Annotated in this window: 8 protein-coding genes; 5 read left to right on the forward strand and 3 right to left on the reverse strand. The window is 74.3% G+C overall.

Features of this window, described 5'->3' with window-relative positions:
* The first annotated feature begins 6 nt into the window (after positions 1-6).
* The gene (locus B056_RS0117670; RefSeq protein WP_018503194.1) at positions 7-2,835 is read left to right on the forward strand and encodes an Hsp70 family protein; all 2,829 of its coding nucleotides are present in this window, start codon (positions 7-9) and stop codon (positions 2,833-2,835) included.
* Positions 2,836-3,046: 211 nt separating this feature from the next.
* Here B056_RS0117670 and B056_RS0117675 read toward each other — a convergent pair whose 3' ends face one another.
* A complete protein-coding gene (locus B056_RS0117675) occupies positions 3,047-5,806 on the reverse strand; it encodes a WD40 repeat domain-containing serine/threonine protein kinase (protein WP_018503195.1) in 2,760 nt (919 codons plus the stop codon).
* A gap of 450 nt (positions 5,807-6,256) precedes the next feature.
* Between B056_RS0117675 and B056_RS0117680 the strand changes: the two genes are divergently transcribed.
* The 4 genes from B056_RS0117680 to B056_RS0117695 all read left to right on the forward strand — a co-directional run bounded on the left by B056_RS0117680 (position 6,257) and on the right by B056_RS0117695 (position 9,561).
* Positions 6,257-7,075, forward strand: coding sequence for a class I SAM-dependent methyltransferase (locus B056_RS0117680; RefSeq protein ID WP_018503196.1), 819 nt, complete (start codon positions 6,257-6,259; stop codon positions 7,073-7,075).
* Positions 7,076-7,088: 13 nt separating this feature from the next.
* The gene (locus B056_RS42860; RefSeq protein ID WP_018503197.1) at positions 7,089-7,235 is read left to right on the forward strand and encodes a hypothetical protein; all 147 of its coding nucleotides are present in this window, start codon (positions 7,089-7,091) and stop codon (positions 7,233-7,235) included.
* Complete coding sequence (locus B056_RS0117690; protein WP_018503198.1) at positions 7,232-7,951, forward strand: VC0807 family protein; 720 nt, start codon at positions 7,232-7,234, stop codon at positions 7,949-7,951. The genes B056_RS42860 and B056_RS0117690 overlap by 4 nt, the downstream gene beginning before the upstream one ends.
* Positions 7,952-8,205: 254 nt before the next feature.
* A complete protein-coding gene (locus B056_RS0117695) occupies positions 8,206-9,561 on the forward strand; it encodes an ABC transporter substrate-binding protein (protein WP_018503199.1) in 1,356 nt (451 codons plus the stop codon).
* Between the two features lie 77 nt (positions 9,562-9,638).
* On the opposite strand, the gene B056_RS0117700 is transcribed toward B056_RS0117695, so the two are convergent.
* Together B056_RS0117700 and B056_RS0117705 are read right to left on the reverse strand one after the other, a co-directional pair.
* On the reverse strand, positions 9,639-10,685 hold the full coding sequence (locus tag B056_RS0117700) for a hemolysin family protein (protein ID WP_018503200.1): 1,047 nt from the start codon (positions 10,683-10,685) through the stop codon (positions 9,639-9,641).
* On the reverse strand, positions 10,682-12,310 hold the full coding sequence (locus B056_RS0117705) for a CNNM domain-containing protein (protein WP_018503201.1): 1,629 nt from the start codon (positions 12,308-12,310) through the stop codon (positions 10,682-10,684). Before B056_RS0117705 ends, B056_RS0117700 begins: the two co-directional genes overlap by 4 nt.
* Between the last annotated feature and the right edge of the window lie 450 nt (positions 12,311-12,760).

Below are 12,760 nucleotides of genomic sequence, written 5' to 3' on the forward strand. Positions count from 1 at the left end.
GGACCAGTGGGTTACCAGCTTGGCATCGACGTCGGATCGGCCACCACAATCGTCGCCGCCACGGACGGGGGCTGGCCCGCCGTGCTGAGCCTGGGTGGCACCCGAGCCGTGCCGTCCGTCCTGTACATGCCGCAGACGGGCGGGGTGCTGTTCGGGCGCGCGGCGGAGCGGCGGGCCCGCACCGATCCCGACCGTGCCGCCCGCGGGTTCCTGCGCCGGCTCGGCGAGCCCGGCCACCTGCTGGTCGGCGGCGCCGCGTACAGCCCGGACGGGCTGCTCGCCCGGCTGGTCGGCCATCTGGTCGGGCAGGTCGTCGCGGCCCGGGGCGAGGAGCCCGAGCAGATAGTCGTGGCCCATCCCGCCTCCTGGCCCGCGCACCGCCGCGAGGTGTTCGCCTCCGCCGTCAGCCACCTCTCGGACGTCTCGGTACCCGTCACGACCTGCGCGGCCGCCGACGCGATCGGCACCCTGCTCGCCCGCCGCTCGGGGACCCGAACGGTCGACCTCGTCGGCGTCTACGACTTCGGCGCCGGGCACTTCGACGCGGCGGTGCTGTCGTTCAGCCCGTTCGGGTTCCAGCAGCTGGGCACCTCGGTCGGGGTGAACCACGCCGGCGGGGCCGACTTTGACGAGCTGCTGGTCGAGCGGGTGCTGGCCGAGGCCGGCGCCGGCCGGGAGCGGCTCGACCGCGCCGACCCCGCGGTCGGCGCGGCGCTCGCCCGGCTGCGCGCGGAGTGCGCCCAGGCCAAGGAGTACCTCGCGGAGGAGGACGAGATCGAGGTCGCCCTCGAACTCCCCGGCCGGCCCGCGACGTCGGTGGTACTGCGCCGCGCCGACCTGGAGACCCTCGTCGCGCCGGTCGTCGACGACACGGTCCGGGCGTTCCGGCGGACCCTGCGCACGGGCGAGGCGACCCCCGAGGACCTCTCCTCCGTGCTCCTCTACGGCGGTGCGGCGCGGATGCCGATCGTCGCCGCCCAGATGCGGGCGGCGTTCCCGGCCGTCACCCGCTGGGAGTACGGCTCGGACGACGACATCGCGACCGGCGCGGCCCTGATCGCCGCGCGGCTGGCCGCGCAGGCCTCCCACGAGGAGGTCACCTCGGTCATCCGGCCACCGGACAGCAGCCCGCCGATCCTCTCCGCTCCGCCGCTGAGCTCAGTCCCGCCCCTGCGCTCGGTCCCGCCGGCCGGCCTGCCGCCCGGCGCCGTGGCGTCGACCGGCGGCCGGTCGGCTGCCGGCGACGGCGACACGTCCAGCGGGCTGGTTCCCCCCGGCGGGGCGGTGTTCGGCGGAGCGGCCGCCGGTGTCAGCGCCAGCAGCCTGGGCTACACCTCATGGCCCGACCGGACGGGGCAGCCGCCCGCCGCCGACCCCGACGCCACGGCGATCGGCCGCCACGGCGGCTCGGCGGACGACACCCTGATCTCCCGCGGCGGCCCCGGAACACCGCCACCCACCGGCGCGATTCCCACTGGGGACCCGTCCGGAGCCGGGTACCAGAGTGGTTGGGGAAGCAGCCCGTACCCCTACGGCGACGCCGCGCACACCGTGGCGGCCGGCTCGTCGGCCGGCGGTGACCGCACCCAGGCGGTGGCCACGCCCGGCGGGTCCGGGACGACGGAAGCGTCCGCGGCCAGTGGAGTCACCGGAGTCACCGGGATCGCCGGCGGCCATGATCCCCGGTCGGCCGCGCCGACACCGTCCCAGGCCGGGACGTTCGGTGGGAGCTCCGCCGGTGGGAGTTCCGCCGGCACCCGGGCCGTTCCGCGTGGCGGGCTGTTCGGCGGCTGGTCGCGCGCGACGATCGCCGCGGCGGTCGCCGCGATCGTCTTCGTCGCCGCCGGCACCACCCTGGGCATCGTGCTGACCGGCGGTGGCGACGACACGCCGTCCAACGGCATCGTGCCGATCGCCGCGCCCGCCGCCACGCTGTCGCCGCCCGCGGCGACGACCGCGCCGCCCGCCGCCCCGACCCCCGGACCCAACACGGTGCTCGTCGCGGGTTCCAGCGAGGTCGCGCCGATCACCGAGACCGCCTACGCCGGCTTCCGCAAGGTCCAGCAGAACGTGACGGTGAACGTCGAGGCGTCGACGACGGAGGACGGCTTCACCAAGCTCTGCGCGGGTGACATCGACATCGCCGGCGCGTCCTTCGAGTTCGACCCGTCCTTCTCGAAGGACCCCGGGTGCGCCGACCAGATCGTCGGCTTCGAGGTCGCGCACCACACCCTGCCGATCGTGGTGAACCCGCAGAACACCTGGGCCCGCTGCATGACCCTCGACCAGGTGCGCAAGGTGTGGGACGCCGGTTCGACGATCAACCGGTGGAACCAGATCGACTCGTCCTTCCCGGACGAGCCGATCACGTTCGTGGGGCCGTCCCGGAACACCGTCCAGGCGCAGGTGTTCAACTCGACCGTGAACGACTCCAGCTCCCGGTCCCGCCCGTACCAGGAGACCGACCTGAGCGGGGTCGCGAACGACGTCGCCGGGGACCGGCTGGCCATGGGCTTCCTGGACTTCCCGACCTTCGAGACCTTCGGGCCCCGACTCAAGGGCCTGGAGATCGACAACGGTGAGGGCTGCGTCGAGCCGAACGCGGTGACGGCCGGAACGGGGTTCTACCTCCCGCTGTGCAAGCCGGTGTTCGTCTACGCCCGCAAGGACTCACTGCAGAAGCCCGCGGCCGCCGCTTTCATGCGCTACTACATGGAGAACGGCGAGAAGATCGCCTTCGACGCGCACTACGTCCCGCGGACCAAGAGCACGATCGACGAGAACGTGGCCCGCGTCGACGAGCTGACGAAGGGCGTGCCAGCCGTCCCGGCCTGATCCGCGCGGTTCGGTTCCATTCCGTCAGCTCCACAGCTCCACAGATCCACAGATCCACAGCTTGATCGGCTCCACCGGCTCGCCGCGAAGGGCGTCCGCCGCAGGCACCCGATGCCCGCGGCGGGCGCCCTTCGCCGTCCCCGCGAGGTTGTCGCGTTCCCGCGGGGGCGTCGTCGATCAGTCGGTGGGGGAGATCACGTGGTGGCGGAGATCAGGTGGTGCACGGGTCCCGGAACGGGAGCTCGCTGATCCGCTGATCCCATTCGGCCCGGCTTATGCGGGCGCCCGGGTCGGCGCAGGCGATCGTCGTGAGCTTCGCGGCGTCCGTCGACCACACCGAGACCTGCCCGGACTCGGTGCTCAGCGCGAGCCGGTCGTCCGCGGCGTCCGTCGCCAGGGCGAGGACCGGGCTCTTCAGAGCACCCACCTGGACCATCGGCGCGGAACTCGAAATGTCCCAGTAGGCGACGACACCCGCCTGGTCACCGCTGACGGGCTGGCCGCCGGCACCGAACACGACGGCGTTGACCGGGGTGGTGTGGCCGTGCAGCTCGCTGGTGAGGTGGATGGCCGTCGGGTCGCCCACATCCCAGACCCGCACGGTGCGGTCGTCGCCACCGGTGACCATCCGGCGGCCGTCCGGGCTGAAAGCGACGGCGTTCACCGCGCCGACCGCTCCGGACGCCACCCCCACCCGGCTCGGTTTGCGCGGGTCCGTGATGTTCCACAACTGGACATCACCACCGATCCCCGCGGTGGCCAGCAGCTTCCCGTCCGGGGTCAGCGCCATGTCCGTGATCACCGTGTTGCTGAGCTGGAGGCGCAGCATCACGGGCGCGGCCGGGTTCGAGACGTTCCACAGGCCGAACGTGCCGTCCTCGGCGGCGGCGGCCAGCAGCGAGCCGTCCGCGGACAACGCCACCTGCACGGGACGGGACAGCCCGTCCAGCTGGGCGACCTGCTGGGGGTTCGCCGGATCGGTGACGTTCCACAGGTGGGCCGCGCTCTGCGTTCCGCCGGTCGCGATCCGCGCGCCGTCGCCGGTGAACGCGATGCCCTCGGAGGAATCGTCCGAGGGGCGTTCACTGATCAGAGTCGGTTCGCCGCCGTCGGTCAGGTGGAACAGCCGCAACGCGCCGTCCGCGCCGGTGGCGGCGAGGACGGTGCCGGCGGGATTGAGGGCCACATCCTGATGGGGGACGGCCGAGGCCGGCGTGCGCACCGCGGACGCGCCGGCGAACGAGGCGACCATGGCGTCCTGGGCGGCCTGGACGGGCGCGATCCGGTAGGCGGCGAGGCTCAGCCGCGCGGCGAGCGCCGGGTCCTGCGCGCGGCTGGCCGCGGCGGTCGCGGCGAGGCGCGCGGCGACGGCCTCGCGGTCCGCGCTCGACACGTCATCGCCGCCACCGCCACCGCCGAGGGCGACGACCGGTACGACGACGGCGGCGACGAGCAGCGCCGCGAACCCGGCGAGGACCATGGTGCGGCGCCTGGAGCCGGGCCCGGACTCCGCGCCCTGCGGCGGACCGGTTCCGGCGCCTTCCTCCGATCCGGTCGGGGCACCCGGCGCCGGTGACACCGGCCCGGACGACCCGGGTGGTTGCGCGAGCGGCCCCGCGGACGCCGGCCCTCCGGGCCACCCCCGCCCACCGGCTCCCGGCCCGCCGGCCGGTTGACCGCCCTGGCCGTGGGGCGCGGGAGACAATGGGTAGGGAGGCGGCTGGGAGATCGGTCCCGACGGTGTGCGGGGCTGGGCGGAACCCGGCGAGGAGACGCCGGGAAACGACGAGGCCGGCGGCGGGGTGCCCAGCGCGGGCCCGGCACCGGCCCGGGGCGCGTGGGTCAGCGGCCCGTGCGCCGCCGCCGCGGTTCCGCTCCCGCCACGGCCTCCGCCCGCGCCCCCGATTCCGCTCCCGGCGGCGCCTCCGCCGGCACCTGCTCCGGCCGGGCCGCCCGCTCCGGTCGCGTCGCCTGGTCCGACCGGCCCGCTCAGACCGGCTCTGCCCGCGGCCGCTCCGCCGGCGGTTCCCGGGGTTGCCGCCGAGCGGTCGCGGCGCCCGCCGCGGGACCAGCGACGACCGCGGGACGCCTCCGCCGTGCCCTCGGCGCCGCCCGGTGACCCGGGCGCCGCGTTCCGGTCGGGGATCGCCACCCCGCCCATCAGCGAGACCCGCAGCTCCTCGGCGCTCGGCCGGCTGGCCGGATCCTTGCCCATCGCGAGCTCGACCAGATCACGCAGCTCGCCGGTCACGCCGTCGAGCTGCGGCGGCTCGTTGATGATGCGGTAGAGGACGGCCTCCATCCGGCCCTGCCCGAACGGGGGGTGCCCGGTCGCCGCGAAGATCATGATTGATCCCCAGGCGAAGATGTCGACCGCGGCGGTGATCGGCAGGTCGAGGATCTGCTCCGGTGACATGTAACCGGGGGTGCCGATCGCCTGCTTCACGTTGCGGGACAGGTCGCTGATCGTGTCGTACTCACGCGCCAGCCCGAAGTCGATCACCTTCGGGCCGACCGGGGAGAGCAGCACGTTGGCCGGCGTGAGATCGCGGTGCACGATGCCGGCGGCGTGGATGGCCGACAGGGCGGTCGCGACGCTGACCGCGAGCTGTTCGAGATCGGCCGGCCGCATCGGGCCCCGCGCGGCCACGTGACGGGAGAGCGTCGGGCCCTCGACGAACTCCGTGACCAGGTACGGCTGGGGCCCGTTCGGGTCGGCGTCGAGCACGGCCGCGGTGGTGAAACGGCGGACCCGGCGGGCGCTCTCGGCCTCACGGGCGAAGCGGGCGCGGAACTCCGGCCGGGAGGCCAGCTCGGGGCGGATCACCTTGATCGCGACGGCGGTGCCGTCCGGCGCCTGCCCGAGGAAGACGGCACCCATCCCACCCTGGCCGAGTCGGCCCACCACCCGGTAGGCGCCGAGCTGTACCGGGTCCTCGGACCGCAACGGGCGCGCGGTGTTCCCGGACACCGGTGGTGGTGTAGCTCCGGTCACGCGGCCCCACTCCTGCGGTTGTCACGGCAGCCGCGGGCTGCCGAGGTCGACGACCCGGCGCGGGCGGGCCCGACGCCGCCGTCCGGCGCGCCGGACCCAAGCGCCGCCCCCACCCGGTCGGCCAGTGCGCCACCCGCCGATCTTCCGACCCGCGAGCCACACCGATGATCGTCGCGTGCCGCCGGCCGCTCGATCGACAGCGGTCACTCAACAAAGATCATCAGTGCACACCGCACCGAGTCGATCCTACGGCACGCTGATTGGCGAGATCCCAGGTCTGGCAGGCCTGTTCGCCGCGCGGACCCGACCGAACCGGTCGGATCGGTGCCTGATGCCGGATACCGTGCATCCCGGCCGGTCGCCGGTGCGTTCGTGCGCGCGGGCCGCCGGCCGGTTCGCCCCGACGATGTCGATCTGGGAGGTCACGTGCTCCGCCGTGCAGCGAAGTTCGAGGTCACGCTCACCCCGACGGCGGAGACGCTGCTGGCGCCGGTGGCTGACGAGCCGCGACAGTGGCTGCTCGGCCGGGCGCTGGACGACTTCGTCGCCGACATCGGCGCGCTCGACGAGGTCGCCCCGCGGATGGTCCCGGGCGTGACCCGTCCGAAGATCGACACCGCGGTCGACGAGGCCACCCCGACCGTCGCCGACGGGACCCTGCTCGTCTCCGGCCAGGAGGTGATGCAGACCTGGGAACGCCCGCTGATGCTGGCGCTGGCGCGCGCGGCCACCCGCCCCGGCGGCTCGGTGTGTGAGGTCGGCTTCGGCCTCGGCATCTCGGCGGGCTTCGTCCAGGAGCTGCGGCCGGCCACCCACACGATCATCGAGGCGAACGCGGACGTCGCCGGCACGGCGCGCGCCTGGGCCGGGGCCGACGGGCGGCGGGGGGTCGAGATCGTGCCGGGGCGCTGGCAGGACGCGCTACCGGGGCTGGGCCGGTTCGACGGCATCCTGTTCGACACCTACCCGCTCGACGAGCACGAGGTGGACGACTACGTGGTGCGTGACGCCACGTTCGCCGAGCACTTCTTCCCGCACGCCGCCGCGCACCTGACCGACGACGGGTCGTTCACCTACTACTCGAACGAGATCGACTCGCTGTCCCGCCGGCATCAGCGGGCGCTGCTGAAGCACTTCGAGACGTTCTCGGTCCGGGTCGTCGACGGCCTGCGGCCGCCGGCGGACTGCAGCTACTGGTGGGCCCCGTCGATGGCGGTGGTCGTCGCCTCCGGCCCGCGCCGCTGACCTGGTCCGGGTCATGGCGACGACGATCCAGCGCTCGGTGAGGGGCCCGACGTTCCTGCTGGCCGGCGACCCCGCGCTGGACGTCGCCGCCTACGCGCGGGAGCTGGCGACCCTCTTCGAACGCGCGACCCGCGCCGATTCCGGGCCGGCCCCACCGTGACAGCCGAGCCGGCACGCGCGGCCGAGCCACCCGAGGCGCGGCCGGAGCCCGTGGCGCCGCGTTCCACGCCGGGCCGGGAGATCGCCGCCATCGCGGTCGACCTGGTCGTTCCGGTCGCCGCCTACTACCTGCTCCGCGGCGTGGGATGCGCGCCCGGCCCGGCGCTTCTGCTCGCCTCGGTGCCGACCGCCGTCTTCGGCCTGCACCAGATCGTCCGGCACCGCCGGGTCGACGCGCTCGCCGCCTTCGTCCTGGCGGTGCTGGCGGGGAGCGTGCTGATCTCGGCCATCACCGGCAGCCCGCGGTTCCTGCTGGCGAAGGGCGCGTTCTTCACCGCCGCGATCGGCCTGGTGTTCCTCGGCTCGTTCCTGGCGCGCCGTCCACTCGCCTTCGTGCTGGCCCGCGACATGCTCGGCCGCACGCCGTGGGGGGCCAGGTTCGACGTCGGTTCCTGGGATGTCCACTGGGCAGGTGACGCGGTGTTCCGCCGGGCCTGGCGGTTCGCCACCGGGCTGTGGGCGGCCGGGATGCTCGCCGACGCCGCGGTGCGGCTCGCGATGGCGCTCACCTTGCCGGTGGACGCGGTTCCCGCCCTCGGGTCCGCACTGTCCGTGGTCACCTTCGTCGGGCTGCAGGTGATCCAGCAGGTCTACTTCGCCCGGGTCGGCCTGTGGGCCTCGCTGGCGGGTCCGCGCCCGGTCGGGCCCGCGGACTGAGAGGCCGGCGCGGGCCGGTCCGGTCGCGGTCGCTGGGCCTGGCTGCCGTGATGTTGTACGGTTTGCCGAGTCGGTTTGCCCATAGCCGTACCTAGTGTCCCGGTATACCCCTTTTCCGGGTGCGTCGGCTGCCCGGTGTACCGCCCGCACGGTGTGCCGGAGCCGCGTTCGGACGGGACCGGCCCAGGAGGTTCCGCCCGCCCGCGCATCGCGGCGCCCGCACCTGTCGCGGCGCCCGGACATCAGGAGAGCCGATGACGACCCGACCGACTCCCACCGGGCGCGCGCCAGAAGCCGGCCCGGTCGGCCCGGTCGCTCCGGTCGGCCCGGTCACTCGGCTCACTCCGGTCGGCGTGCCGCGGGCCGACCGGGCGCGCCGGCGCCGCCCACCGCGGCGGATCGCCGCCGTCGCCGCCGGGCTGGGCCTGGCCGGGTCGATCCTGCTCACCGGGTGCGTCGCCGGCGGCGCCGACGAGACGTCCGGGGCCCCCGCCTCGTGCGCGCCGACGCCGGGGGTCACCTCCGGCGCGGTCAGTTTCGGAGCCCTCTACCCGGACACCGGCTCGGGCTCGCCGCTGTCCCGCGCGTTCCGGGCCGGCATCGACGCCAGGCTCGGGGTCGTCAACGCCGCCGGCGGCGTCGAGGGCCGGCAGGTGCGGTACGACTGGCGCGACGACGAGTCGACGTCCGACGGCGCCCTGCGCGGCGCCCGACTGCTCGTCGACCGGGACCAGGTCTTCGCGATCGTCGGGACCAGCGGTATCGCGGCCGAGGCGGTGAGCTACCTCGCCGAGCGCGGCGTGCCGACCATCGGCCAGGATCTCACCGCCAGCGGCGACAACGCCTTCGGCTACTCCAACGTCCTCGGCGGCCAGCTCGGCAACTCGGTGTTCGGGGTGTTCGCCCGTGCGCACGGCGCCACCCGGGCGGTCCTGCTGCGGACCGATCAGATCCCCGCCTCCGGGCAGATCGACGAGCGGATCGGCCACAGCCTGCGCGCGGGCTCGGTGGAGGTCGTCGACACGATCGACTGGACGCCGACCGGCTTCGACCTGAACGCCGCCGCGGCCCGGGTCCGCGCGGCCAACGCCGACATGATCACCGGTGTGGTGCCCCCGCAGGCGCTCGCGGACGTCGCGACCGCGGCCCGGCAGGCCGGGGCGACCGTCAAGGTCGTGATGGTGCCGATCGGGTACGACCCCGGCCTGCTCGACCGCCGTCCACAGGGCCTGGCGGGCAGCTTCTTCCTCGTCGACTTCGTGCCCTTCGAGGCGGGGACCCCGGCGCACAAGCGCTACCTCGACGCGATGTCGCGCTACGCCCCCCAGATCGAGCGCCGGGAGCAGACCACCGGCCTGGTCGGCTGGATGACCGCCGACCTCTTCCTGCGGGGCCTGGCCGAGGCCGGTCCGTGCCCCACCCGTGCGGGCTACATCGCCGCGCTGCGCAAGGTGGCGGACTACGACGCCGACGGCCTGCTGCCCAGGCCGGTGGACCTCGCGGTGAAGTCCTCACCCACCGCCTGCGTGAGTGTGGTCCGGGTGTCCCCGGCCGCGGACGCGTTCCAGGTCCAGATGCCCATGGCCCTGTGCGGCGAGGCGCTGAGCTGACAGCCGGGCGCTGACGGGGGTCGCGCTGACGGGGGGCCGGGCGCTGGGCCGGGCGCCAGGCCGGCCCAGCGCCGGTCTCAGACGCGCTGGCGGGTCGCCTCGTCGCGGATCTCGCCCACCAGCTCCTCGAGGATGTCCTCCAGGGCCACCAGGCCGAGGATCCGGCCCTCACCGTCGGAGAGCCGGGCCAGGTGCGATCCCGAGTGCTGCATGGTGGCCAGCGCCGTGCGCAGGCTGTCATCCGCCCCGACCCGGACCAGCGGCCGGATCCACTTGGCCGCCACCGGCGCCGAGCGCCGGTCCTCGCGGTTCTCCAGGACGTCCTTGAGGTGCAGGTAGCCGACGAGGTCACCGTCGTCCCCGCGGACCGGGAACCGGGTGAAGCCCGTGTCGGCGGCGAGCCGCTCGACCTCGCGGGGGGTGATGGACGGCGGCACGGTGACCAGGCTGTCCGGGCGGAGCAGGACGCTGCGCGCGGTGCGCTCGTCGAACGACAGCGCGCCGGTCAGCAGGTCGTGCTCGTCCTCCGCCAGCAGGCCCTCGCGGTGTGACTCCTCGATGAGCCCGGCCACCTCGTCGCGGGTGTAGACGTTGGTGACCTCGTCCTTGGGCTCGACCCGCGCCGCCCGCAGGGACAGGTTCGCGATCCGGTTGAGGATCGAGATCACCGGCTTCACCACCCGGACGACCGCGACCAGCGGCGGGGCCATCAACAGGACCGCCCGGTCCGGCATGGCCAGCGCGATGTTCTTCGGGACCATCTCGCCGATCACCACGTGCAGGTAGGTGACGGCGGTGAGCGCGATCGCGAACGCCACCGGGTGGCGCAGCGACAGCGGCAGGCCCACGGCCTCGAACGGCCCCTCCAGCAGGTGCGCGATGGCCGGCTCGCTCAGCGCGCCCAGACCCAGCGTGCAGACCGTGATCCCGAGCTGGGCCCCGGCCAGCATCAGCGACACGTTCTCCATCGCCTTCAGGGTCACCTTCGCCGCCCGGGAACCGGCCAGCGCCATCGGCTCGATGGTGTCCCGGCGGGCCGAGATGATCGCGAACTCGGCCCCGACGAAGAAGGCGTTGCCGGCGAGCAGCAGCACGGTGACGGCCAGTGCCACGACGTCGTTCATCGCTCGGCCTCCCTGACCCCGGCGGAGACGGACGACGCCGGCCCGCGCCGGCCCGCGTCGTCGACGCGGTCCCGGCCGCGGGCCCGTCCGGACCCGGCGCCCGGCGGCTTCGCGCCCGCCGGTGGTGCTGTGTCCGCCGGTGGTGCTGTGTCCGGCGATGTCGTTCCCGCGGGTGCTGTGTCCGACGGCGCCGTGCCCGCCGGGGTCGTGCCTGCCGGGGCCGTGCTCGACGGCGTTGTGTCCGATGACGCCGGGGCCGGCGGGGTCATGTCCGGCGGCCGCGTGGAGGGTTGCTCCGCGATGTCGGCCCGTGCCGGGTCCGTCGCGGTGTCGCCGCGCGGGTCGAGCCGGATGCGGTCGACGCGGCGGCCGTCCATCCGCTCGACCTCGTAGCGCAGGCCGTCCAGGATGATCGTGTCGCCGGTGCCGGGGATGCGCCCGAGGGTGCGCGACATCAGGCCGCCCAGCGTCTGGTAGGCGTCGTCGGCCGGGATCGGCAGGCCGGTGACCTCGCTGGCCTCCTCGGGGCGCAGCAGCCCGGAGACGAGCCAGCTGCCGTCCCGGCGGCGCAGTGCCCGGGGGCTGACCCGGTCGTGCTCGTCGACGACGTCACCGACGATCTCCTCGATGAGGTCCTCCGCCGTCACCAGGCCGTCGACCCCGCCGAACTCGTCGACGACGATCGCCATCTGCAGGCCGCCCGAGCGCAGCGTCTCCAGCAGCGGCTCGAGGGGCATCGAGGAGGGCACGGTCGCCGCGGGGATCATCACGGCGCGCACCTGTACCGTGTCGCGCCGCTCCTCCGGCACGCTCACCGCGTGCTTGACGTGGATCAGTCCGACGACGTCGTCACTGCCGTCGCCGATGACGGGGAAGCGGGCGTGCCCGGTCCGCCGGACCGCGCTGATCACCTCGGCGACGGGAGCGTCCGCGTCGATCGACTGCATGCGCATCCGGGGGGTCATCACGTCCTCGGCGACCCGGTCGCCGAAGGTCAGCGAGCGCTGCATGATCGTCGCTGTCTCCCGCGGCAGCGTTCCGTGCTCGGCCGACCGGCCGAGCAGCGAGAACAGCTCCTGCGGCGAACGCGCCGACGCCAGTTCCTCCTGCGGCTCGACGTTGACCCGCCGCAGCAGCGCGTTCGCGGTGTTGTTCAGTGAGTGGATCACCGGCCCGGTCGCCCGGGTGAACAGCCGCTGCGGGCGCTGGACGGCGCGCGCCGTCCCCAGCGGCCTGGCGATGGCCAGGTTCTTGGGGACGAGTTCGCCGTACAGCATCGTGAACGCGGTCGCGAGTACCAGCGCCAGGGCCACGGAGAGGCCACGTGCCAGGCCCGCGGAGGCGCCGAGACCCGTGACGGGGCCCTCAAGGAGATCGGCGATGGCGGGCTCGGCGAGGAATCCGATCGCCAGGTTGGTGATGGTGATGCCCAGCTGCGCGCCGGAGAGCTGAGTGGACAGGCTTCGCAGTGCGGTGAGTACGCCTGCCGAGCGACTGTCGCCGTCCGCCGCGGAACGTTCGACCGTGGGCCGGTCCACCGTCACGAACGCGAACTCGGCCGCGACGAAGATGCCGCAGATGATGACTAGCGCCAAGCTGAGGAGCAGGAGGAGCGCCTCTGTCACCGATCGACCCCCGCGGGCGCTTCCCTACGCGTGGGTCGGCCGGAACTACATCCGGCTTCTTCGGAGCTTTTCATGATCCCTTCCGTCGGGTGGGGCGGCCGCCCGTCCTCGGTGGCCGCCCTGCGGACCTGCCTACCCCCGTCGCGCTGGTTCAACGCGCGCCGGAAGCGGACCGTTTCACCATGGCCTGTGGGATGTACGTCGGTCCAGGGGGCTACGCCGTGGTACGGCGCGCAGAGCGTGCGTGGGCGGGGCCGGCGGCGGTTGCCGCGGGCCGCGACCGGTCGGACGTCCGGGGGCGCCGGTTGGACCTCCGGGGGTTTCCGGTCGGACGTCCGGGGGGCCGCGAAGCCCGGTCCGGACGGATCTGTCCTGGCGCGGCGTGGCCGGGATCGCCGCCGGACGGGTGTGGCGCGGCCCGGAACGGGGAAAGTGATCGGCACGCGCGGC

Origin of the sequence: Parafrankia discariae (assembly GCF_000373365.1) — a bacterium.
Classification (GTDB): domain Bacteria; phylum Actinomycetota; class Actinomycetes; order Frankiales; family Frankiaceae; genus Parafrankia; species Parafrankia discariae.